Annotated in this window: 26 protein-coding genes and 1 riboswitch; of the genes, 8 read left to right on the top strand and 18 right to left on the bottom strand. The window is 33.4% G+C overall.

From position 1 onward, the window contains the following. The first annotated feature begins 13 nt into the window (after nt 1–13). The 3 genes from dltC to EP747_RS11595 all read left to right on the top strand — a co-directional run bounded on the left by dltC (nt 14) and on the right by EP747_RS11595 (nt 3079). Complete coding sequence (gene dltC, locus EP747_RS11605) at nt 14–253, top strand: D-alanine--poly(phosphoribitol) ligase subunit 2 (RefSeq protein WP_129690080.1); 240 nt, start codon at nt 14–16, stop codon at nt 251–253. Beyond that, complete coding sequence (dltD, locus tag EP747_RS11600; protein WP_235832823.1) at nt 250–1464, top strand: D-alanyl-lipoteichoic acid biosynthesis protein DltD; 1215 nt, start codon at nt 250–252, stop codon at nt 1462–1464. Before dltC ends, dltD begins: the two co-directional genes overlap by 4 nt. A 643-nt stretch (nt 1465–2107) precedes the next feature. Beyond that, complete coding sequence (locus EP747_RS11595) at nt 2108–3079, top strand: 2-hydroxyacid dehydrogenase family protein (RefSeq protein WP_129690078.1); 972 nt, start codon at nt 2108–2110, stop codon at nt 3077–3079. Between the two features lie 124 nt (nt 3080–3203). Here the strand turns inward: EP747_RS11595 and metQ are convergent, their stop codons facing one another. The 11 genes from metQ to EP747_RS11540 all read right to left on the bottom strand — a co-directional run bounded on the left by metQ (nt 3204) and on the right by EP747_RS11540 (nt 14095). Then, nucleotides 3204–4025 carry a methionine ABC transporter substrate-binding lipoprotein MetQ gene (metQ, locus tag EP747_RS11590; protein WP_129690076.1) on the bottom strand — a complete coding sequence of 274 codons (822 nt, stop codon included), beginning with the start codon at nt 4023–4025 and terminating at the stop codon, nt 3204–3206. Between the two features lie 22 nt (nt 4026–4047). Next, entirely contained in the window at nt 4048–4716 is a 669-nt protein-coding gene (locus EP747_RS11585; protein WP_129690074.1) for a methionine ABC transporter permease, read from the bottom strand. Between the two features lies 1 nt (nt 4717). After that, on the bottom strand, nt 4718–5731 hold the full coding sequence (locus EP747_RS11580) for a methionine ABC transporter ATP-binding protein (protein ID WP_129690072.1): 1014 nt from the start codon (nt 5729–5731) through the stop codon (nt 4718–4720). A gap of 139 nt (nt 5732–5870) precedes the next feature. Continuing rightward, a riboswitch (SAM riboswitch) is annotated at nt 5871–5981 on the bottom strand. 79 nt (nt 5982–6060) lie between these two features. Further along, the gene (locus tag EP747_RS11575; RefSeq protein WP_129690070.1) at nt 6061–6423 is read right to left on the bottom strand and encodes a hypothetical protein; all 363 of its coding nucleotides are present in this window, start codon (nt 6421–6423) and stop codon (nt 6061–6063) included. 202 nt (nt 6424–6625) lie between these two features. After that, nucleotides 6626–6949: a thioredoxin family protein gene (locus tag EP747_RS11570; protein WP_129690068.1), complete on the bottom strand. Its 324-nt coding sequence runs from the start codon at nt 6947–6949 to the stop codon at nt 6626–6628. Nucleotides 6950–6964: 15 nt separating this feature from the next. Further along, nucleotides 6965–7315 carry a toprim domain-containing protein gene (locus EP747_RS11565; RefSeq protein ID WP_129690200.1) on the bottom strand — a complete coding sequence of 117 codons (351 nt, stop codon included), beginning with the start codon at nt 7313–7315 and terminating at the stop codon, nt 6965–6967. Between the two features lie 214 nt (nt 7316–7529). Further along, the gene (gene gcvH, locus EP747_RS11560; RefSeq protein WP_069034848.1) at nt 7530–7913 is read right to left on the bottom strand and encodes a glycine cleavage system protein GcvH; all 384 of its coding nucleotides are present in this window, start codon (nt 7911–7913) and stop codon (nt 7530–7532) included. Between the two features lie 46 nt (nt 7914–7959). Beyond that, on the bottom strand, nt 7960–8316 hold the full coding sequence (locus EP747_RS11555; RefSeq protein ID WP_129690066.1) for an arsenate reductase family protein: 357 nt from the start codon (nt 8314–8316) through the stop codon (nt 7960–7962). A 330-nt stretch (nt 8317–8646) separates the two neighbouring features. Continuing rightward, nucleotides 8647–10431 (bottom strand): acyl-CoA dehydrogenase family protein, encoded by a 1785-nt coding sequence (locus EP747_RS11550; protein WP_129690064.1) that lies wholly within the window; start codon nt 10429–10431, stop codon nt 8647–8649. A gap of 86 nt (nt 10432–10517) precedes the next feature. After that, nucleotides 10518–11693, bottom strand: a complete 1176-nt coding sequence (locus EP747_RS11545) for an acetyl-CoA C-acetyltransferase (RefSeq protein WP_129690062.1) — start codon at nt 11691–11693, stop codon at nt 10518–10520. Between the two features lie 20 nt (nt 11694–11713). Further along, nucleotides 11714–14095 (bottom strand): 3-hydroxyacyl-CoA dehydrogenase/enoyl-CoA hydratase family protein, encoded by a 2382-nt coding sequence (locus EP747_RS11540; protein WP_205753824.1) that lies wholly within the window; start codon nt 14093–14095, stop codon nt 11714–11716. 249 nt (nt 14096–14344) lie between these two features. On the opposite strand from EP747_RS11540, the gene EP747_RS11535 reads away from it, so the two are divergent. After that, nucleotides 14345–14485: a YuzL family protein gene (locus EP747_RS11535; protein ID WP_098232476.1), complete on the top strand. Its 141-nt coding sequence runs from the start codon at nt 14345–14347 to the stop codon at nt 14483–14485. 176 nt (nt 14486–14661) lie between these two features. Here the strand turns inward: EP747_RS11535 and EP747_RS11530 are convergent, their stop codons facing one another. Beyond that, nucleotides 14662–15579 (bottom strand): proline dehydrogenase family protein, encoded by a 918-nt coding sequence (locus EP747_RS11530; RefSeq protein ID WP_129690058.1) that lies wholly within the window; start codon nt 15577–15579, stop codon nt 14662–14664. Between the two features lie 189 nt (nt 15580–15768). Next, nucleotides 15769–16032, bottom strand: a complete 264-nt coding sequence (locus EP747_RS11525) for a DUF2573 family protein (RefSeq protein WP_129690055.1) — start codon at nt 16030–16032, stop codon at nt 15769–15771. A gap of 264 nt (nt 16033–16296) precedes the next feature. On the opposite strand from EP747_RS11525, the gene EP747_RS11520 reads away from it, so the two are divergent. The 4 genes from EP747_RS11520 to EP747_RS11505 all read left to right on the top strand — a co-directional run bounded on the left by EP747_RS11520 (nt 16297) and on the right by EP747_RS11505 (nt 19928). Beyond that, nucleotides 16297–17100, top strand: a complete 804-nt coding sequence (locus EP747_RS11520) for a formate/nitrite transporter family protein (RefSeq protein ID WP_129690053.1) — start codon at nt 16297–16299, stop codon at nt 17098–17100. A gap of 114 nt (nt 17101–17214) precedes the next feature. Further along, on the top strand, nt 17215–18033 hold the full coding sequence (locus EP747_RS11515) for a GDSL-type esterase/lipase family protein (RefSeq protein WP_129690051.1): 819 nt from the start codon (nt 17215–17217) through the stop codon (nt 18031–18033). Beyond that, nucleotides 18026–18943: an ABC transporter ATP-binding protein gene (locus tag EP747_RS11510; protein ID WP_129690049.1), complete on the top strand. Its 918-nt coding sequence runs from the start codon at nt 18026–18028 to the stop codon at nt 18941–18943. The genes EP747_RS11515 and EP747_RS11510 overlap by 8 nt, the downstream gene beginning before the upstream one ends. Before the next feature lie 25 nt (nt 18944–18968). Next, on the top strand, nt 18969–19928 hold the full coding sequence (locus tag EP747_RS11505) for an ABC transporter permease subunit (RefSeq protein ID WP_268895629.1): 960 nt from the start codon (nt 18969–18971) through the stop codon (nt 19926–19928). A 61-nt stretch (nt 19929–19989) separates the two neighbouring features. Here the strand turns inward: EP747_RS11505 and EP747_RS11500 are convergent, their stop codons facing one another. The 5 genes from EP747_RS11500 to EP747_RS11480 form a co-directional block, all read right to left on the bottom strand. After that, nucleotides 19990–20874: a cation diffusion facilitator family transporter gene (locus EP747_RS11500; RefSeq protein WP_129690045.1), complete on the bottom strand. Its 885-nt coding sequence runs from the start codon at nt 20872–20874 to the stop codon at nt 19990–19992. Nucleotides 20875–21000: 126 nt separating this feature from the next. Beyond that, entirely contained in the window at nt 21001–21699 is a 699-nt protein-coding gene (locus tag EP747_RS11495) for a tryptophan 2,3-dioxygenase family protein (RefSeq protein WP_129690043.1), read from the bottom strand. Between the two features lie 13 nt (nt 21700–21712). Further along, nucleotides 21713–22336: an arylformamidase gene (gene kynB / locus EP747_RS11490; RefSeq protein WP_129690041.1), complete on the bottom strand. Its 624-nt coding sequence runs from the start codon at nt 22334–22336 to the stop codon at nt 21713–21715. Between the two features lie 13 nt (nt 22337–22349). Next, the gene (gene kynU, locus EP747_RS11485) at nt 22350–23624 is read right to left on the bottom strand and encodes a kynureninase (RefSeq protein WP_129690039.1); all 1275 of its coding nucleotides are present in this window, start codon (nt 23622–23624) and stop codon (nt 22350–22352) included. 172 nt (nt 23625–23796) lie between these two features. Continuing rightward, nucleotides 23797–24591, bottom strand: a complete 795-nt coding sequence (locus EP747_RS11480) for an ABC transporter permease subunit (protein ID WP_129690037.1) — start codon at nt 24589–24591, stop codon at nt 23797–23799. Nucleotides 24592–24593 lie beyond the last annotated feature (2 nt).

The following is a 24593-nucleotide window of genomic DNA, read 5'->3' as shown; positions in this document are numbered from 1 at the left end:
GAGCATTAGTATAATGGTAAATTTAAGAGAAGAAGTTTTAAAAATTTTAGTAGATTTATGTAATACAGACGAAGTGATTGAAAACCCAGATATTCTAATTTTTGAAGAAGGATTATTAGATTCATTTGGTACAGTTAGCTTATTAGTTGAAATCGAAGAACAAATCGGTATCAACGTGACGATTTCTGACTTCGATCGCGAGGAGTGGGCTACGCCAAATAAAATCATTTCGATTTTAGAGGCTAGAAAATGAAACAAGTTCAATTTTTTGGGATGATAACAGCTATTTTCATTTTTTTATTAGCTTTGTATCTTCCAAATTCTTTTTATGAACTATTTGTTACAAAAGAACGATTAAATAATACAGCAGCATCTTTAAATCCTGATACATTTCAAGGGACTTTACTTCAAAATAAAATGTTAAAAGACCCAAAATTTCTACCAATTTTTGGGTCTTCAGAACTCGCTAGAAGAGACCCCTTCCATCCTTCTAGGTTTTTTATGGGAGAAAAAAATGAATTTACTCCCTATCTAATTGGTCGAGGGGGATCACAAAGTCTCGTTCATTTTCTTGATTTAGCATCTTTAGGTGATGGTATAAAAAATAGAAAAATTGTGTTTGTGTTATCTCCACAGTGGTTTATTCCACATGGAATTGACGATACTCATTTTTCACCAAATTATTCTGCGCTTCAAACTTATTCATTTGTTTTTAATAATACAATTGATATTTCAGTAAAAAGACAAATTGCAAAGAGACTTTTAACGCTATCAATTATCAAAAAAGACTCTTTATTAGTAACCCAATTAAATGCTTTTATTTCAAATAGCAAAAAAGTTAAGTTCGAAGCTATGGCTGAAAAACCGTTAGCTTACACATATTTAAAGATACTTGAGAAGAAAGATCTTTTTGAGACCGTTATAATGGATCCAGATAAAAACTTCCGATTAAAAAAATCAAAATATGAAGATTTATCCTGGGATCGAGTAGCTCAAGTTGCCGATAAAATAGGCCAACGTGAATCAACTTCAAACCATTTTGGTATTATTAATAAATACTATAAAAAGCACATTCAAAACCGTCTTCTCGCATTAAAAAATTATAAACGAAATAGTAACTATGGTGTATCGCCAGAATATGATGACCTTCAAATGGTATTAGCATTATTAAAAAAAGAGCACACAAAAGCGTTGTTTATTTCCGTTCCAGTAAATGGACCATGGTATGATTACGCTGGATTCCCTAAAGAAGGTAGAGAAGTATATTACAAAAAAGTAAAAAAACAAATTGAAGATTCTGGATTCCAAGTAGCTGATTTTTCTTCACATGAATACGATGAGTTTTTCCTAAAAGATACAATTCACTTAGGCTGGAAGGGCTGGGTATATGTAGATCAATCTTTAAATAAGTTTTATTCAGTAAACCCTACTCCCCCTACCGCAAGTTTAAATCATAGATATTAATGAAAAAAGAATTTGTCAAAAAATTGTTGGATTAATCATTGATAAGTAAGTTGTATCATATTGATTTCCACTACAGGGTGCTCGCTTTCCATGGGGCGAGATTCTTGAGCCTCCTCGGCGCCGCCTGCTAAGGTCTCAGCCTTCCCGCTAATCCCATAGGAGTCGAGCACCCTTTCGTTCCAATCGAGCTCTAGATAAAAAATAATAATCTAAAAAACAATAGACTAGTCAATTGGACGAATGAATTACCCTTTATTAATCAAATTTTAACTTAAGATAACGACTTACACATCTTTACAAATATTGATCGTCAAAAAAGAAGATATTTTAATTTTTGTAAGTTAGTTAAAACATTTATATATCAGGCAAAATCACTTGTTTATCAATAAAATGATAGATAAAACAAGAATAAAAAGACTATTTTTTCATAGAAATTAATTTAATGTTAGTATTTTTCAATATTGACTACAATATATTTCAACACTCTGAAGCAGACTAGTGTCTGCTTTTTATGTTGCTGACAGACTTTAAAATAAATATATTCTTTAAACTGCCAAATACTAAAATAAACAAAAACTTATAACTTCATTTATAATAAATAGGTTAACATTCATTATTAAACTGTTGAAAGAAGGTTTCTAATTTGGCACATATCTTAGTAGCGGGAAAAGTCCCAGAAAAAGCTGAGCAATTATTAAAAGATCATCATGTCATTGTTTATGAAAATGAGCAATTAATTACAGAAGATGAATTGTGTGAACTTGTTGGTGGGGTAGATGCAATTTTAAGTTTACTATCCACTCCAATCACAAAAAGAGTAATTGATGCTGCTAAAAATGTAAAAATTATTGCTAATTACGGAGCAGGATTTAATAATATCGATGTAGATTATGCAACTAGTAAGGGAATTCATGTTACAAATACTCCACTTGTTTCTACAGACGCAACTGCTGAGTTAACTTTTGGAATTCTCTTAGCTGTTTCCAGAAGAATAGTCGAAGGAGACGAACTTTGCCGTACAAAAGGATTTGGAGGGTGGGCTCCATTATTCTTTAGAGGAACAGAAGTATCTGGAAAAACTTTAGGTATTTTTGGTTTTGGAAATATCGGACAAGCAGTGGCTAAACGAGCTAGGGCGTTTAATATGAATATTATTTATCATCAACCAAGAAGAGTAAGTAATGAACTTGAAAAAGAATTAAATGCCACTTACGTATCAATGGATGAATTTTTACAGACTTCAGACTATATTACCCTTCATTGCCCTTACAAACCCGAGCTACACCATTTATTTGGAAAAGAAGAGTTTTACAAGATGAAAGATACTGCGTTTTTTATCAATGCAGCTAGAGGTCCTTTAGCGAACGAACAGGAATTAGTAGATGCATTAAAGAATGGTGTTATTGCGGGTGCGGCTCTAGATGTATTTGAATTCGAACCAAGAATAACAGAAGAACTAAAATCACTTACAAACGTTGTATTAACACCTCATATTGGGAATGCAACATATGAAACTCGTGAAGCCATGTCAGAAATAGCAGCTAAAAATATTATTGAGGTTATGGCTGAACGACTACCAATCTCACCTGTTAATCAAATTCTTGTGAAGAATTAAAAGTGAAAAGGGCTGTTTCATAAGTTAGATTAACTGACTTATGTGCATCCCTTTTTTAAGCATCTTTTTTACATATAAAAGAAGAGGATTCCCATAAAACACTTGGGACATCCTCTCTTTTTTATTATTGACTTACAGGTACTACAGCACCTTTATATTTTTTAATGATGAAATCTTGAATTTCTTTAGAGTGTAATACTTTTACAAGCTCTTTAATTTCTTTTTTATCTTTATCACCTTTACGAACAGCGATAATGTTTACGTATGGAGATTCTTTACCTTCTAAGGCAATAGCATCTTTCATTGGGTTTAATCCAGCATCAATCGCGTAGTTTGTGTTAATTAAAACTGCATCGCCTTCATTGTTTTGATAAACTTTTGGAAGCATTCCAGCGTCTACATCAGCTTGGAATTTTAAGTTTTTTGGATTCTCAGCAATGTCTTTAATTTGAGCAGTAGTTGGATCTACTCCAGCTTTAAGTTTAATTAATCCTTCATGTTGTAATAAGCTTAACATACGACCATGGTCAGCTACTGAGCTACTCATGATAATTTTAGCACCATTTGGTAGATCATCTAAGCTCTTATATTTTTTAGAGTAAACTCCGATTGGCTCGATGTGGATTCCACCAGCGTTTTCAAATTTATAGCCATTTTCTTTCATTTGAGACTCTAAATATGGAATGTGTTGGAAATAGTTTGCATCTAATTCTTTTGAAGCTAATGCTTTATTTGGTAATACATAATCTTGGAATTTAACAATTTTTAAGTTAATTCCTTCTTTTTTAAGGATTGGTTTAGCTTGTTCTAAAATTACTGCGTGAGGTACATTTGATGCACCAACAACTAATTCTTTATTTTTATCTTCTCCACTTTTATTACATGCTGCTAAAGATAATGCTAAAACACCTGCTCCTAAAATTCCTACGATTTTTTTAAATTTCATTGTCAGTTCCTCCCTTATATGATTAAGCTCTTTTATCTATTTTTGTTGTTACTAGATCACCAATAAATTGAAGAATGAATACGATTAATAAAATAATTACTGTCGCAACAAGAGTTACTTGGTTATTAGAACGTTGGTATCCTTCCATAAATGCTAAGTTACCAAGTCCACCACCACCTACTACACCAGCCATTGCTGTATAACCAACAATTGCAATTGTAGTAACAGTTAAACCTGAAATAATTGCTGGTAATGCTTCTGGTATTAATACTTTTACGATGATTGTAAATGTGCTAGCTCCCATTGCTCTTGCAGCTTCGATAACACCTTTATCAATTTCACGTAATCCGATTTCGACCATCCTTGCATAGAATGGTGCAGCACCAATAATTAATGCAGGTAATGCTGCTTTTGCTCCAAGCATAGAGCCAAGTATAAAGATCGTAAATGGAATTAATAAAATAATTAAAATGATAAACGGTATAGAACGAAAAATATTTACAAACGCTGCTAGGATTGTATTAAAAAATTTATTTTCAAGAAGCTGATCTTTACTAGTTAAAAATAAGAATAAACCTATTATTAGTCCAAAAATGAACGTTGCAAGCGCAGCTATTACTGTCATGAATAATGTTTCTTGAGAAGCTAAAAGCATTGCATCCCAATCAACATTCGGAAAAAGTTGTGTCATCTTATGCTACCTCCACTTCAACTTGTTTTGATTCTAAATAAGCGATTGCCTCTTTGATGTTATTTATGTCTCCAACAAGTTGAATCTTCATTGTCCCATAAGAGCCTTCAGCAGTTTGAACAATTTTTCCTTGCAAAATGTTAATCTCAATATCAAAGTGCTTAACTACTTCAGAAATGTGCGGCTGATCTGCTTGACCATTTTTAAAGGTTAGCTTGTAAGTATTATCCTTCCCATCTCCGCTAGAAATTACTTCATTGTCTAATTCTTCATCATTGCCTTTGATTTGCGTCACAAATTTCTTTGTAATTGCTTGTTTAGGACGAGTAAATACATCAACAACATGGCCTTCTTCTACTACATTTCCGTTTTCCATAACAGCTACTCGTTGGCAAATTTTTTGAATAACATGCATTTCATGAGTAATTAGGATGATCGTAATACCAAGCTGTCTATTAATATTTGTCAGTAAAGCTAAAATTGAATCCGTTGTTTCTGGATCTAATGCAGAAGTTGCTTCATCACATAAAAGAACATCTGGGTTATTAGCAAGTGCTCTTGCAATTCCGACACGTTGCTTTTGACCTCCACTAAGTTCAGAAGGATAAGCATTTTCTCTTCCTTCAAGACCTACAAGTTTGATTAATTCTTTCGCACGATTAATGCTTTCCTTTTTGGGAACTTTAGCAATTTCAAGTGGGAAAAGTATATTTTCTAATACAGTTCTCGACCACAATAAATTAAAATGCTGAAAAATCATTCCTATTTTCTGTCTTGCTTTTCTTAACTGACTAGATGAGCATTTCGAAATCGATTGACCATTAATAATCACTTCACCCGATGTAGGTGACTCAAGTCCATTTAGCATACGTAATAGCGTACTTTTCCCTGCGCCGCTATATCCGATCATGCCAAAAATTTCACCTGCTTCGATATTTAACGAAACATTTTGTACTGCGGTAACTGTGCCCTTTTTACCTTTGTATGTTTTACTTACATTATTTATTTGAATCATACACCTGTTCTCCTTTCAAAACATTCTAACAACTTATCTTTCAATTTTTTGTAAGTAAGTACTTTTTTAGTCGCATAAAACAAAAAAACCTTTCAACTCACATGAGCAGAAAGGTTTTACATACAAAAAGTATTCCTTTCTCTCATCTCTCAAAGCATATGCTTTGCAGGAATTAGCACCATTTCAATGACGAACATTGACGGTTGCTGGGTTTCACAGGGCACAGTCCCTCCACCTCTCTCGATAAGAGTTAACTTACGATATATAAAGTTGTTTTCAACACGTTTTCTTTAACGTAATTCTCATTCTACAAACTTAGACATAAGTTGTCAACAATTTTCTAAAAGTTTTTTTTCATTTTCAACACTCGTATATTGAAAAATCGTTTCCATTAGCAGTAATAACCGATAGTTTCCTTCAAAAGAAGCATCATTTAGTTTTAATAAAAGTCCTAACCTTTGCGAACCTGAATTTAAATATTCCCAACCATCTTTTGAAAAATTAACTCTAAGTTGCGGAATTGAACGATCAATTACATCGATAAAAGGAGCCTTTTTACTTAACTTTATAAAAACTTTTTCATTTAGACAGTTAAACTCTACAATTCTTTCTTCAATCGGCAAAATGATTTGTAAATATTCCTTTTTTATAAATAAGTTTCTTGCTTGTCCAATCCACTCCTTGATTTCCATAATAAACACCTCTTCCGAATTCTTTAATCTTATTTTCTCATAGATAAGAGGTGTATTCTTTATATTTCGCTCGACATTTACTTTGATAAAAATCTATATTTTAATTTTATTTCTACAGCATTCAACTCATTTCCCGAGAAATATGTCTAAAATCAGGAAATATTTTTAGCCATATAAAAAGAGTGCAACATACAGTATGCACTCATCGTTTAATATATAAATTATATTTTTTTAACAACTCATGTAAATATGGTACAGATTGGAAAGCGTAGATCTTTTGTTTCATTTCCCCATTTTCAAAAATAAGTAAACAAGGTACACTTTCAACCTTCCAGCTTTGAGCTTCTTCCACTATTTCATTAATATTTACCTTACTTATAGGTAAATTTGGCAGAATCTCATTTACAACTTCTAGCATTTTAGATGCTACTTGGCATGTACCACACATTGCGGTATATATATAAATTACTGTAGTCTCTTTCGATTGAATTCTTTGCATTATTTCATTCTTTGTCCATTGCTGCATGATCTTAATTCCTCTTTAATTTGTACGTAAATAATCTGTAAATACCAAAATATCCGCCCCTAATAATACACTGGCTAAATGTTGACTCGGAGCTGTTGCCACTTCTCGATAACTTCTGTCAATGTACAGATGCTCTGCCTGTGGAAATTCTCTTTTTAACAATCTTCTAAGCTTTTCACCGGCTTCATCTGCATCAACTAACACATAAATTTCTCTTAAATCTAACATTTCAGCAAGCTCATCTAGCTTTGAAGTACCAACTGTACCATTCGTACAGATAATATCTACAGGCTCCTTTATAATCGTCTGTATTTTTCTCTTATCAGTAGTACCTTCGACAATGATAACTTTTCTTTGATCATCAATATTCACTGGGCATCACCTAATGTATAGGACTCAAAAACTTTTGACTAAAAATCTTTTGTATATAGTATATTCGATTTTCCCTTTGTTGTTTCCTTTTTTTCCCTAAATGAAAATGTCCCTTTAAATTATGTTTTATGTAAATAAGTTAAGCTTTATTACTTTTATTATACACATAAAATAAAAAAGCGCCCAAAAAGGACACTTTTTTAGATAATTAATCTTGATTGATCATTTCTTCGTATTGACCAGCAGTCATTAACTCATCAAGTTCAGAAGCATTTGTAGCTTCAACAACTACCATCCATGCTTTTTCGTAAGGAGATTCGTTTACGAATTCAGGATTTTCATCTAGATCAGAATTTACTTCAATTACTTTACCACTGATTGGAGCATATAGTTCAGATACTGTTTTTACAGACTCAACGCTACCGAATGGCTCATTTATAGTAAGTTCATCGCCTACTTCTGGTAGCTCAACAAATACGATATCTCCAAGCTCTGATTGAGCGAAATGAGTAATACCGATATAGTATTTATTACCTTCAACTTTTACCCACTCATGTTCTTCTGAATAACGTAGTTCATTTGGAATTGACATTGTGAAAATCCTCCTCTGATTAATTACCTTAAATTATATAGTTATTTTATAACCAAACTTTTTCAAAAACTTCTTCATTAAAACCAACTGTCGCTTGATCTCCATTAAAAAGTAGAGGTCTTTTAATTAATTTACCATCCGAACTTAGTAGTTCTAGTAGCTCGTCCTCTGTTTTCGTTGGAATAACATCCTTCAATCCAAGCTCGCGATATTTAACGCCACTTGTATTAAACAATTTATTTATAGAAATTCCGCTTGCTTTATAAATATCAGCAAGTAACTCCTTTGAAGGTGGATTTAATGTAATATCAATTGCTTCAACTGGAATATTATGGTTTTTCAGCCACGAAGCAGCTTTTCGACAAGTTCCACATTTTGGATATGTATAAAAAATGATACTCATTTTAGCAACTCCTCCCAAATTCTATTTTATCACAGGGAATATACGAGTTAAAATAGTTCCGTTCGAAAATTCTGTAATAAATTGTCGCACAACAACATTATAGCAATATTAATCACACTAAACTAGTAGAACGTTCGTGTTTTTCTGTATTTCCCACTAAAATATATGGATAATTTAAATTTTCTAAAGTAATTCCCTAAAACTTTCCGAGTAATCACTCAAATATAACTCAACTTATACTAGTATGGCACAAATCATGGGAAAATTATCCTTTTAAAACTTATGAAATTTAAAAACTGCCAATCATAAAATTGGCAGTTTTTTGTAAGATTAAACAGTATAACGCTCTTCAGCTAAAACATTAGCTGCAATTTCACGCTTCTTCGCAATTACATTAATTGGCGTATGACGTGTAAATTTACGAAGAGCTGAAGTCATCATTCTTAAAGTGTCACCTGACTCAACAGCAACAAGTGTTTCTTTCGCATGAGCTTCAATCTCATTGAATGCTTCTTGGCAGAATACTTGAGTATAAAGTAATTTTTGGTTTGATTTTTCTAAACCTACTTTATTGATCGCTTTTTCGGTACGTAGAACTGTAGATTCCATTGCGTAAATATTGCTTACGATATCAGCAATATTTACTAGAATTTCTTGTTCAGTACTTAATCCTTTACCGAATTTTTGAACTGCTAATCCAGCAATCATGATTGCGATTTTTTTCGCATTACGAACTAAATATTTTTCTTGCTCTAAAGGAGCGTCTCCCACTTCTTCAGGCATTAACATCATTAATTCTTCTTGAATTTGTTGTGCTTGTTGAAGTAATGGAAGCTCTCCGCTCATTGCTTTTCGAAGGTAAGTGCTTGGTACAATTAAACGATTGATTTCGTTTGTTCCTTCGAAGATACGGTTTATACGTGAATCGCGGTAAATACGCTCAATTTCATATTCAGCCATGAAGCCATACCCACCGTGGATTTGTACTCCTTCATCAGCTACATAGTCTAATACTTCTGAACAGAAGAATTTATTTAATGAACATTCAATCGCATACTCTGCTACAGCAGCTGCTACTGCTTTTGGATCTTTTGACTGCTCTTCAGTTAATTGACTAAAGCGATCTTCAAAAAGTCCTACAGTACGATACGCTGAACTTTCACTTGCATAAATTTTTGTAGCCATACTTGCTAATTTTTCTTGAATTAAACTAAATTTAGCAATTGGCGTTTTGAATTGTTGGCGTTGGTTAGCATACGTCGCTGATAATTCTAAAGCACGTTTTGATCCACCTACTGTACCTACTGCTAATTTATAACGACCAATATTTAAAATATTAAACGCAATAACGTGACCCTTACCAATTTCACCTAAAAGATTTTCTACTGGAACTTTTACATCTTCTAATATCAATGTACGAGTTGAAGATGATTTAATACCCATTTTCTTTTCTTCTGGACCAGTCGAAACACCTTCATAATCTCTCTCAACGATAAATGCTGAGAAGTGCTCCCCATCAATTTTTGCATATACAACAAATACATCTGCGAACGCGGAGTTTGTAATCCATTGTTTTTCACCATTTAAAATATAGTGAGTTCCTTCAGCATTTAATTTAGCAACAGTTTTTGCTCCTAATGCATCTGATCCTGAACCTGGCTCAGTTAATGCATAAGCCGCAAATTTTTCACCAGATGCTAAACCTGGTAAATAACGTTGCTTTTGATCATGATTTCCAAATAATACGATTGGAAGTGTACCGATCCCTACGTGCGCTCCTTGGGAAAGTGAGAATCCGCCACCACGTGAAATTTTTTCTGTGATTAATGCTGAGCTAATTTTATCTAGTGCGATTCCACCATATTCTTCTGGCACATCTGCAGCTAATAATCCTAGCTCTCCAGCTTGTTTTAATAATCTAACAGTGCGGTCAAATTCGTGTTGCTCTAAATATTCTAATTCAGGTAAAACTTCATTAACTACAAAATCTTCAGTTGTTTTTGCAATTAATTTATGCTCATCTGTAAAATCCTCTGGTGTAAAAACTTTATCAAAAGTTACTTCAGTTGTTAAAAAGCTTCCGCCTTTAAGTAAGTTACCGATTGTTTTTTCCATCGAAAATTCCTCCTATTTTCTATTTACTAGTTTGAATATTCTCTACAACAAATACATGATTCTAACAATCTATCCCAGTACATCTATTAAACTAATTCAAATACTCCGGCAGCACCCATTCCGCCACCAACGCACATCGTTACGATACCGAACTGCTCTCCGCGACGCTTCATCTCATGTAATAAAGATAAAGTTAGTTTAGTACCAGTACAACCAAGTGGATGCCCTAATGCAATCGCCCCACCGTTTACATTTACACGGTCTTCATCAAGACCTAAGTGACGAATAATTTGAATTGATTGAGAAGCAAATGCTTCATTTAATTCAAATATTCCAATGTCAGATAAGCTTAATCCTGCTAATTTAAGAGCTTTTGGAATTGCTTCAACAGGTCCAATTCCCATAACTTCAGGAGCTACTCCAGCTACTGCAAAAGAACGGAATTTTAATAATGGACTTAGTCCTTCAGCTTCAGCTTTTTCGCGATCCATTACTAATACTGCTGCAGCCCCGTCACTTGTTTGTGAAGAGTTTCCAGCTGTTACTGAACCTCTGACATTAAATGCTGGTCTTAATTTAGCTAATATTTCAGAAGATGTACCTTCACGAACACCCTCATCTTGAGAGAAAGTAAAATTCTTTTCTTCTAATTTATTGTTTGAGTTAACTGAACGTAGCGTTACATCAACTGGAACGATTTCGTCAACAAAACGCCCTTCCTTAATTGCCGCTGCCGCGCGTTGATGACTGCGTACCGCAAAAGCATCTTGATCTTCTCTTGAAATACCATAGCGATTAGCAACTTGCTCAGCAGTATGCCCCATGCCCATATAATATTCAGGTGCAGTTTCTACTAATCTACTATTTAAACGAGCAACATGCCCTCCCATCGGAAGTAAACTCATTGATTCTGCCCCGCCTGCAATAATAGCTTCAGAGTGACCTAACATAATTCGTTCACTTGCATAAGCAATACTTTGTAGACCTGAAGAACAATAACGGTTCACTGTAATTCCTGGAACTGAATGTGGTAATCCAGCTAGTGCACCAATATTACGCGCCATATTAAATCCTTGCTCTGCTTCCGGTGAAGAGCAACCAAAAATGATATCATCAATTGGACCATCGTAATTACCCGCACGCTTTAATGTTTCCTTTACAACTAATGCTCCTAAATCATCTGGACGAACTGTTGCTAGTGATCCTTTTTTCGATTTACCTACAGGTGTTCTCGCACCCGCTACAATAACAGCTTCTCTCATGTTCTTCCCTCCATCTCCCATTAATTACGTAACGGTTTTCCTTTAACAAGCATATGTTGCATACGTGCTTGAGATTTCATTTCAGAAATTAAGCCTAAAAATGCTTCACGTTCAATATTTAATAAATACTCTTCGTCTACTAACGTTCCGAATGGTACTTTTCCACCTGCAATTACATACGCTAATTTCTTAGCAATTGTTAAATCATGCTCACTAATATAGCCAGAATAGTACATTGAGTTTGCACCAGCTAATAAAGTTGCATAACCAGACTCACCAACTACTGGTACTTTTTCACGAATTGGAGCGCTATAACCTGCTTCATATAACTCAAGTACTCGTTGTTTTGCTTCATAAATTAAGTGATCTGCATTAAATACTTTGCGATCATCATGATTTAAGAAACCATTTTCAAATGCTTCTTGAGCAGAAGTCGATACTTTTGCCATTGCAACTGTCTCAAATACTCGATTTGCAAGACCTTGCAGGTCAAATTCAACACCTTCTGGGAACTGTTTTAATTGTTTAATATAAAGCTCTTTACTACCGCCCCCGCCTGGTATTAGGCCTACCCCAACTTCTACTAAGCCCATATAAGTTTCAGAAGAAGCAACTACGCTAGCCGCTGGTAAACAAATTTCAGTACCGCCACCTAGTGTCATTCCATAAGGAGCTACAACTACTGGTTTATCAGAGTACTTAATTTTCATCATTGCTTGCTGGAATCCTTTAACAACCATTTCAATTTCAAAATAGTTGTCATCTTGCGCTTCCATTAAAATCATTGCTAAATTAGCACCAACGCAGAAGTTTTTAGCTTGGTTACCAATAACTAAACCTTTATAATTTTTTGAAACTTCATCAACTGCGAAGTTAATCATTTGCGTAATATCCATACCAATTGCATTGCTCTTTGTATGGAATTCTAAACATGCAACGCCATCTCCAAGGTCAATTAAACTCGCACCTGAATTTTGTTTAATAATTCGGCCTTGTTCTTTTAAAACACTTAATTTAACTTCTTTATCATTTCTTACTAATTCTTCATATTGACCATTATGATAGAAACTAGTAACCCCATTGTCTTGCTTATAGAATGTTTCGTTACCACTATCGATCATATTCTTAACCCAATTTGGTACCGATTGGCCTTCGCTTTCCATTCGTACGACCGATTTAGATACACCTATTGCATCCCAAATTTCAAATGGTCCTAAATCCCAGCCAAATCCCCATTTCATTGCTTGGTCAATTCCGACAATGTTATCAGAAATTTCACCAGACAATTCAGCTGAATAGACTAATACTGGGCTAATAATGCTCCATAAGAAATTACCTGCACGATCATCAGCGTATACAAGCGCTTTCAACTTATTCGCTAAGCCTTTAACTTGTTTGATGCTTTCAGTTGAAGCCGTTTTCAAGCTTTTTCTTTCTCCATATTCAAATGTGCTTGGATCTAATTCCAAGATTTCTTTACCTTGCTTTAAGAAGAATCCTTGCCCAGACTTACTTCCAAGCCAATTACGATTAGCCATTTCCTTCATAAATTCTGGAACTTTAAATACTTCTTTCTCTTCGCCTTCTACTAGCTCATAAACATTGTTTGCAACATGGATAAATGTATCTAATCCAACTACGTCCAATGTACGGAATGTAGCACTAGAAGGGCGCCCAATCATTGGACCAGTAATTGAATCAACTTCTCCAACACTGTATCCGCCTTTTAGCATTTCTTGTACAGTTACAAGTAATCCATAAGTTCCGATACGGTTTCCAATAAAGTTTGGAGTATCTTTTGCTAATACAACGCCTTTACCTAAAACGTCTTCTCCAAAATTTTTCATAAATGTAAGTACTTCTTCAGATGTATGTTTTGTAGGAATAACTTCTAATAATTTTAAATAACGTGGTGGGTTAAAAAAGTGAGTACCTAAGAAATGTTTCTTGAAGTCATCTGAACAGTCTTCAGACATTGCTTCAATTGAAATACCAGATGTATTTGAGCTCACGATTGAGCCTGGTTTGCGGTATGCATCTACCTTTGCTAATACTTGTTTTTTAATTGCTAAATTTTCAACAACTACTTCAATAATCCAGTCAACTTCGCTTAAACGACTCATGTCATCTTCAAAGTTACCTGGCCTGATTAACGTTAAGTTTTTCTTAGATGCAAGAGGAGCTGGTTTTTGTTTCAATAATTTCTGAATAGCCGTTTGACTAAATCGATTACGAAATTCTTTGGAGTCAGTAGAAAGACCTTTTGCAGCATCTTCCTTAGAAAGTTCTCTTGGGACAATATCAAGTAGTAATGTTGGAATACCTATATTTGCCAAGTGTGCAGCGATACCAGATCCCATCACACCAGAGCCGAGTACAGCGGCTTTTTTAATTTTTTGGATCATATGCATTTCTCCTCCTCGTATCTTGAATGAATACTCATTCACTTTCTGGATAAAACAATCCATTATCAATGAGCCCTCTTCTTCCACTATATGATAAATTCTTATTTTTCGCAATAAACAAAAAGTTCAAATTAATAAAATTTTATTTATGATCTAAATTCCTCCCTCTGCTTTTTTTATCACACTCCATTTTTTACTAATAAGTTTATTTAAATAGGTTAGTCTAAGAAATGGAGGTGATAAGATATGAAACGTGAAAGAAATCCATCAAAGGGTGGCGTTAGTGCAGCAAGTGTTCAAGGTAATGCAAGTCATGGAGATCAAAGAGAAGAAAAAGGTAGACAAAGTAACAATCAGCAGTACGGTAAAAAAAATATGGGTCAGTAAGCTTTTTTCACTCAAAATCAATAGCATAACTAGGACCTTACTGATTTAAGCAATTAAATGAATAATGTTGTTTTACTAATAACTACTTATCACAAAAAATCCTGTATAAAGAGAAAAAGGCTGACTAAAAAGGATCCTCACTCAATCCTTTTTAGTTAGCCTCTTTAATTTTAAAATTATTTACTGAACATACCTTTTAATACGAATGCAACGTTAGCAGGACGTTCTGCTAGACGACGCATGAAGTATCCGTACCAGTCAGTACCATAAGGAACATAAACTCGCATATTGTATCCTTCTTTAACAAGCTCTAATTGACGCTCTGTACGAATTCCGTATAACATTTGGAATTCAAATTGATCATTTGGAATATTATGCTCTTTTACTAATTGCTTTGTATACTCAATCATTGCTTCATCATGAGAAGCGATTGCAGTAAAGTTACCGTTTAATAAGTGCATTTTAATAATTTTTTTGAAGTTTTCATCCACATCTTTTTTTTCTGGGAATGCTACTTCTGCTGGCTCTTTATAAGCACCTTTTACTAAACGTAAGTTAGGTTTTAAGCTATTTAAATCTGTGATATCGGCTTCAGTTCTGTATAAATATGCTTGAATAACTGTCCCGATATTATCGTACTCAGATTTTAATTGCTTAAAGATACGAATCGTTTTTTCACAACGAGTGAAATCTTCCATATCGATTGTAACGAATACGCCACTCTTTTTAGCTGCCTCTAAAATACGACGCATATTTGCTAAAACTAACTCGTCAGAAATATCAAGACCCATTGAAGTCATTTTAAGAGAACATTGTGAATTTAATTTTTCTTTTCCAATCGCCTCAATTGCTTCGATACAGTGATCAGCCATTTCATTTGCTTCTTCAACAGTGTCTACGAACTCTCCAAGATAATCAATTGTTACTTTTAAATTCTTTTTATTTAAATCCTTAATAACTTTTGTAGCTAAATCGATTGTTTCGCCTGCAACAAAACGAGCTGCACCAAATCTTAGGCCATATTTTTTAGCCATTTTAGTTAAAAACTTATTTTTAGACATAAATAAAAAAGCATTCTTCATAACTTGTTCCATTACCTAACCCCCAAAATTTAAACTTTACTTTTCTCTCTATCTATAATAAATGTATCATTTAATGAATTTTGTTAAAACAATTTTTTAATAATTTGTCGAATTTTGTTTATTGAGAAATGTATGCCCTTACTAAATATTATATTATCATAATTTGTGACTATAGTCATCTTTGAAATTTATGGATAATTATTATTGCTTATTTTTGTTCGCTATATTCTCTCTATGTTGGTCATTTAATACTTTAATTTCTTTTATGAGATTTACCATTTCTTCTTTAGCTTGAGGATAAGTATCATTCCAATGTTTTACTAATGCGGGCATTGATTTTGATATGTATGTATACATAACCCACTTTTCCACTTTTTCTTGTTTTTCCTCTGACCAATCTCCTAATAACAATTCTGTGTATTTTTTTAGTAACGCATCAAATTTTGCTTCAAATTCATTTTCCAAACGAAATCACCTCTCCATTTTATTATTAAGTTTTCAAAATCCAATTTGAATCTTTCCTTTTTTTACCTAAACCTGTTTACTATGAAATTATATTATATCTTCAACCAGTATTAAGATGATTATTAAAAAATGTAAAGTAAAAATAATAAATAGTATATAACTAATTCAATTTCATAATTTGTTCATATTTTCACAAACTTTTATTCATTTTTTGTTTGTATACTATGTATGTGTTTATAAAGTTCGACTAAGGAGTGAACTCATTTGGAACGAGATAGTATCCAATATTGTATTGATTTAGCTCTTAAAAAAAAGAAAATACTAGATCAAAGCTTAATTAAATATTTAACTCGTGCTGCCTTAGCTTCTATTTATATAAGCTTTATTCTGATCGTCTGCTTAAAATTAGCAGAATTATTTAGATTGCAAAATTCACCATTTTCATCTGTAGCATATCCACTCATTTTCTCTACAGCATTAATTATGATTATCTATGGTGGTGGAGAGTTATTTACTAGTAATACGATGTATTTTACCTTCTCAACATTAGCTAAAAGAACTTCAAAACTAGATTTAGTAAAAAACTGGATTGCATGTTACTCAGGCAATATTATTGGAGCATTTATTTTTGCGATTATTTATTTTTTAACAGGTTTAGCAAAAGATTTTCCTGCCGATCATTTTTTAACTGGTGTAGTTGACCATAAAATTCACGCATCATTTTTCCACTTATTTTTTAAAGGTGTTTTATGTAATTGGCTTGTCTGTCTTGCTTGTTTTTTACCAACTAGATTTAAAGATGATCTAGCAAAGATGCTACTCATCTTTTTATTAGTATTCGCTTTCTTCTTCTCTGGTTATGAACATAGTATCGCAAATATTGCCGTCTTTACATTATCTTATATTATGCCACATAATGTAGGCTTTACGTTTAGTGATGTATTGCATAATTTAATTCCAGTTACATTCGGAAATATTGTAGGTGGTTCTCTTGGTGTCGGAATGACATATTACTTCTTGAATAATGAACGTAAATTAGAAGTAAAAGAATTAAAACGCGTTTCGTAAACTTAATCTACCTGTCTTCTTTTTTTGAGGACAGGTTTTTTCGTGCAAATCTAATTTTATTATGGTAATAATGATTTTATAATGAAAATTTTTCCTTTTTTGGTGGTGTGAAATTTGAAATACAATAATTTTGTTCGGTTTATCATGTTCATTTCATTACTATGTTTCCTTTTATTATCATATGGCTTCGTGAAAGGTGCTTATACCGTTTTAAATCCACAAAAAAGCAAACTAATCGTGAATAATAATGCACAGAAAAATAATCAAAATGACAGTATTCACAAAAACAATAAACTGAAGATTGTTGCATTAGGAGACTCACTTACACGTGGTGTCGGTGATGATGAAGGAACAGGTTATGTAGGAAGATTAAAAACCACTCTTCAAAAAGAATATAAACAATCAACAACGATCACTAATTTAGCTGTTAGTGGGGCAAAAACATCAAATTTACTTAACGATTTAAAGAAAAAAAATATACAAGAAACGATTGGCTCTGCGGACATAATCGTCCTTTCCATTGGAAGTAATGATTTATTTCCTGGCGCTAATCAATTAAACGAACAATATTTAAAGACATATCGACCAGATGAAAAAACGTTTAAAAATAATCTACAATCAATTTTTAAACTAATACGTCAAAAAAATGCTACAGCATCTATTTATGCGTTTGGTTATTATAATCCATTTCATAATGTTCAAGGTTTAGATGAATCATCAAGCTTTATATCTAGATGGAACAATCTACTCGAATTATCGGTTCTTCAAACTAATAATGCATACGTCATTCCAACATTCGATTTATTTTTTAACGAAGAAAAGAAATATTTGTACACTGACCATTTTCATCCGAACAAAGACGGTTATATTGAAATGGCAAATCGCTTAAATAGTAAAATAGGAAGTCAGCTTCGAGGTGAGTCGAATGAATAAAGTTCTTAAATTAGATGGCGTTACAAAAAGCATCAAAGGAAAAGTACTAGTCGATAAAATTTCATTTGAAGTTCATGAAGGTGAAGTGTTTGGCTTTCTAGGTCCAAATGGAGCTGGAAAAACAACAACAATTCGAATGCTAGTCGGATTAATTAAACCAACAAAAGGAACAATCGAAATCGCCGGTTATCCTGTTAAAACTCATTTCAAAGAAGCGATGCGACAAATTGGATGTATTGTAGAGAATCCAGAATTATACGGTTATTTAACCGGATGGGAAAATCTAAATCAATTTGCGAGAATGTTAGGAATAAAAGATGATAAAAAAATAAGTGAAGTTGTAAATTTAGTAAAATTAACTGATCGAATTCATGAAAAAGTAAAAACGTATTCACTCGGAATGAAACAAAGATTGGGGATTGCTCAAGCATTACTTGGAAGCCCAAAACTTCTTATTTTAGATGAACCAACTAATGGATTAGACCCAGCAGGTATTCGTGAATTACGTGAATTTATTCATTTGCTTGTAAAAGAACAAAATATAAGTGTATTTATTTCAAGTCATTTATTAAGTGAAATCGAAATGATTTGTGACCGAGTAGGAATTATAAATAAAGGGAAAATGGTTAGAGTTTCAACAGTAAAAGAATTAGTAAAGGAAGCTGCTGAGAGAGTTGAGTGGCGAGTTTCTCCAATACAAAAAGCGCTAGATTTATTAAAAAAGGATTCTACGATTCAAGATATCTTAGTAAAGGATGAGCTTATACTGTGCCGAATGTCGCCTCTCAAAATTAATGAGGTCATTCAACAATTCGTAGCAGAAGATGTGCAAGTGAATGGCGTTAAAACAATGTCTGAAACATTGGAAGATTTATTCATGGAAATGACTGGAGGCGAAGTTCGTGGCTGAACTAATTAGACTCGTCTTTAACGAAATTGAAAAAATGGTAAGGAAAAGAAGAATATTTGTTATCTTTTTCATTTTAGCAGTGCTAATCCCTATTTTTGTTTATGCTCAACTGCAGCAAACTGAAGAAACAATTAAAAGACTTGGGACCGACAATTGGAAAGTAGCACTTCAACAAAAAATAGTCGACCAACAAAATAGATTAAATTCATCAGGAATACCTGAAGAATGGAAAAGTTGGTTAAAGGTTCAAATTGATCAAGAGCAATATTATTTGGATAACGACATAAATCCTACTACGCCTGGTGCTCCTACGTTTATACGAAAATTAATTGAACAAAGTATTGGGTGGCTACTTCTACCTTTATTGGTCATGGTCATCACAATCGATATTATATCTGGTGAGCGAAGCGATGGTACGATAAAAATACTACTAACCCGCCCCATTAAAAGATGGAAGGTCTTACTTAGTAAATACATATCGATTTGTTTATTAATCTCTTTTCTTCTCGTTCTATACGGCGTATTGGCTTATGTCGTTTCAGGATTTGTTTTCAGCTTTAAAGGCTGGACAGTACCTGTGTTAACAGGATTTGTCATCAAAAATAACCAGCTAATAACTGATTCAGTTCAACTGATTCCCCAATGGCAATACATCATAATGGCATTTGGACTTGCTTGGTTTGTATGTATTATAATTGGTACTCTTTCATTTATGGTATCCGTATTAGTTCGAACTACACCCGCTGCAATGGGAATTATGCTAGCCGCTTTAATAACAGGAAGCGTTCTAAGCGGACTAGCTACATCATGGTCAGGAGCAAAATACTTCTTTAGTGTAAACCTTGGCCTAACTGACTACTTAGCCGGTCAACTCCCTTCCATTGAGGGATTAAACATGCACTTCTCTCTTATGAATTTATCAATATGGGGAATATCAGCTTTACTAATCTCTTTCATCGTATTTATTAAGCAAGATATGAATTAAATAGAAAGAGGATCGAAAAAGTTTAAATTCTTTTCCGATCCCCTTTCCCGTTTTATCAGTCTTAATCCTTTCCTGCTCTCCCTGACCTTAATGGCTCAACATGAATATGTGTATATTGAATTCCATGTTGTTCGCTTAAAATCATTTCAATTTGGTCTGTGATGCCGTGACTTTTACTCACATCTATTCCACCGTCTACTTCAATGACTACATCTGCGATTGTTGTATTTCCATACATTCTTGCTCTTAAATCTACAACTTTATGTACACCTGGTACTTTATCAACTGTTTCAGTAAAGAGATTCATTTCTTCTGGATCGAATCCATCCGTTAATAGGAGGGTTGCATCATAAAAAATCTCCCATGCTGTTTTGCAAATAATAACACCTACTAAAATAGCCACGATTGGATCGATAATAGGAAAACCAATCGAAGCACCCAGAACACCAATCGTCGTTCCGAAGCTAACTAATGCATCGGAAAAATTATCTTTTGCTGATGCCTCAAGCCCTTTACTCTTCGTTCTCTTGGCAACTTTATTATTGTAAAAGTAAATGCCAAACATAAAAATTCCAGAAGCAAATGCCACTACAGCTGCTAGTCTATTTGGAGTCTCAAATTCTCCAACGAAAAGTGATCGAATATTTTCAATAATAACCTGTAAACCAACTGACATCATTATAAAAGACGCAATTAGAGTAGCTATTTGCTCTGCTCTTGAATGTCCATAAGGATGGTCTAAATCTCTCGGTTTTCTTGCGATTCTTATTCCGATAAATACAGCCAAAGTCGCACCAATATCAGTCACATTGTTAAGTCCATCTGCTAAAAGAGCACTAGAATTTGTATAAAAACTAACAAGTACTTTTACTGTCGCAAGAACTAAGTAGGAAATAACACTTAAAAAAGCAGCAAAGTCTAATTGCTTTTGAAGATTTTTCTCCATGAACTCACCCCGCTCTAATAAAAAATCTATGGGCTTATCATACCCATAATGCAATTTTTCCATTTTAAGTAAAAAAAAACAGATCCGAATAATCGAATCTGTTTTTTTCCTATTATACCACTTTAATTAAAGTGGCTTTGGATTATAGCTTGATCCCGTTAAATCTGTTAAATCACAAACCGTTTGCCATAATTCAGGATAAAATTCAAATCGTACAGCACGTTCTAATGCTTCTGCTGGTACTCCTTTTAAGCTCTTTGTATTCATACCAATCATGCGACGAACAAGTTGAATATGTTGTCTGCGGAATGATTGGAATCTTTCATCGAAGCAAGTCAATTCTTGCATTAATTGGAATAACTCAAAGTTTTTAGCTGCATCTTGATGTAATTGAACAGGTGTAAGTAAATTTTCATCTAATAATTCTTTAAAAGGCTGCCAAAGTGTTGGACCTAATTTTAAGATTTCATTAAATCCTGGAGAATCTTGGCCGCTACCTCTTCCTAAAGCTAAACGAATTATATGATAGTCACTTGGACTTACTAGTTTCACCATATCAAAAACTGCTGGTAAATGTACTAGGTGATTATTAATGCGTTGTAAGTGATGTGATGCTTTCGTAATCTCTTTTGCACGCATATGTTTATCTGCAAAATGAATAGATTGGATGATTAATTTAAAATGTAACTCAGCAATTTGATGAACCGTTTGAAACGTTAATTCATCTGGACAAAATAATTCTTCGTCAGCTTTTTGTAAACTTAATAATTCTTCTGTTCGAATATACTTCTCGTAATCTGTCAGTTTTTTTTGCTCTTGTGTCATTTCCATTTTCCCCCTAAACTAATTTACGTAAAACTGCTCGTACTGGACTACCATCTGCATCTGTTAATGGTAGCGGTAATGCAATAAGTTCATATTCACCTGGAGTTACATTTCTTAAATCAATCGATTCGAGAATATGAATACCGGCATGATGAAGAGCATGATGTGCTTCTAGTTCCTTACTATCAAGTGGGTCTACTGAAGGTACATCTACTCCAACTAATTTAACGCCTTTTTCATGTAAGAACTCTGCTGCATCCTTTTCAATATGTGGAATTCTCTCTGGGAAAACGCTATCATTTTTCCATGAATTTGTTTTAATTAACAAACGTTCTACACCATCGAATTGAAAAGTTTCTAAATCCGACTTTTTAATGCTATCTACTTCAATCAGCTCGATTACTTTTGCATTCCCTACATATAAATTAGGATCTAAATCTATGACTCTCTTACCATTTTCATCAAAATGAAATGGCGCATCAATATGCGTTCCTGTGTGAGTACTTAAAGTTAACTTACCAACATTAACAGAGCCACTTTCTTCTTTTGTCCAACTCAATTGGAATGAAAAACTCGTATCACCTGGCCATACAGGCATACCATCTTCAAGTCTTCTTGATATATCGATTAACGTCATTGGCTTACAACTCCTAAGCGATGATTTCTCGTTCATTCTTAAACTGTTCATATTGTTTCTCAACCATGATTTTCTTTAAGATTTGTACACTATTCCAAACATCAACATAAGAAGTATAAAATGCGATTGGTGCTAATCTGATTACGTTTGGTGCTCTAAAGTCAGGAACAATTCCATTTAACTTTAATGCTTTACAAATCCTTGCTGCATCATCGTGTTCAAGACAAACATGTCCACCTCGATATGAATCCTCGAGTGGATTACCAATTGTAAAATCAAAGTCACTTAATTCTTCATTGATTAAGCTCATTAAATAAGCTGTACTGTGTAAAGACTTTTCGCGAATTCTCTCAATTGTAGCTTCTTTATACATTTCAAGTGAGCCAACAAGCGGTGCCATGCTTAAAATATGCGGGGTACCGATTTGATAAGCACCAACTGTATCAGACGGGACAAAATCATGCTTCATATCAAACTGCTTTTCTTTATTTGAGCCGAACCAACCAGCTAATCCAGGCATAGTTCCAAAATGCTTTTCGTGAACGAATAGGCTTCCCACTCCACCTGGTCCACTATTTAAATACTTATAATTACACCAATAAGCAAAATCCACGTCCCATTCATGGAACTGATGAGGGATTGCGCCAACAGAATGGCATCCATCAAAACCAATTGTTATTCCACGCTCATGTGCAGCTTTTGTTAATCTCTCTATATCTAATAATTGACCGCTTCGGTATAAAACAGTTGGAAGAATAATTAAGGCAATTTCATCAGTCATTGCTTCAATAATATCTTCTTCTCTAATTGTTCGACCATCACGGCTTTTAACTTGAATTAAGTGAGTTGCTGGATCAAAGCCCTTTAATTTTAATTGACTTTGAATAGCATAAATATCTGACGGAAAGTTTAATTCATCCGCTAATATTTTCGTTTTTTGACCATTTGGGTGATAAAAAGATGCAATTAATTGATGAAGATTTGTAGTTGTTGAACCAGTTACAATGACTTCATTCTCTTTTGCCCCTACTAACGGTGCACTTAATGCTCCCAATTTTTCTGCAAAATAATACCATGGATGATCGCCCTGCATCCATCCATCGATTGCAAGTGTCTTCCATGAATCTAATAAATCTAGTAAACTTTGTTCTGCTCTTTTTGAAAGCAGTCCTAAAGAATTTCCATCTAAATAGATTGTACCTGGTTGTAAGTAGAACTCACTACGATAATTTGATAATGAATCTTTTTGATCTAGAAATTCTGCAAATTCTTTTGTTGGTTGAAACATCCCCTTTTTTTCCCCCTTGCAAGAAATAACCTACTATATTAAAGGTATTGCGATTAATAATATATGTCAATATTTTCTGAATATAATATTTAATAAAAAAAGTGTCAACAAATCCAAAATATCCCTATCTTAGATTTTGACACAATTTATTCTTCTATTTAATTGCTTTTCCTTACAAATGTAAGTCCCGTTTCTTAAACGAAACATACGTGACAATAGTTAATATCATGATTAATCCGATCGAAATAGTTGTATAAATACCATTAAATCCTCCACCATACATAATATCCTTCGCCTCAAAGTACTTAAACGGTGTAAGATATTTCAACCCTTCAATCTGATCATTCAAATCAATTGCAATTGATATTATAAATGTGATTAATAGAATACCAGTTGCATAAGAGGCAGCCTTTTTCGAATTTTTACAAACTGCAGCTATAGCCGAACCTATTACTAAAAATAATAGCTGTAAAATAAACATCCCGACCATTACCACACCTATATCACCATTTACATTTTCACCTTTACTATACTTTCCTACTATTAGTACACTGGATATCCAAGTAATACCGTTAAAAATAAGGATGTTTACTAGAGCACTCATTAATTTAAAAGTTATGATCTTAATTCTAGAAATAGGTTTTACAAATAAAAACTCTGCTGTTTTATCTCGCTCTTCTTTAGCAATTATATTAGCGCCTAGCATTGCCGCATGAATCGTTGCCATTAAATATAAATATAAAACTAAGATGCCAAAATATCCGCTTGCCTTTGATAAATCTAGTGCTCCTGAGCCCATTATAGCTTGAAGAGATTTCGGCATTTGATTAAAAAGTTCAGTTATTTGACCATTCGAAGCTGTAGCTTTATATTTTGCCATTCCACTACCTACTAAAAAAACAATTCCGATACACCAAAAAATAATCGATTTACGATATGTCTTCATTTCTCTTAAAAATATATTCATTT

Source organism: Gottfriedia acidiceleris (assembly GCF_004138285.1).
GTDB classification, from domain to species: domain Bacteria; phylum Bacillota; class Bacilli; order Bacillales; family Bacillaceae_G; genus Gottfriedia; species Gottfriedia acidiceleris_A.
Note: the sequence above shows the minus strand (reverse complement) of the source record. Positions and strands in the feature narration are given on the sequence as shown.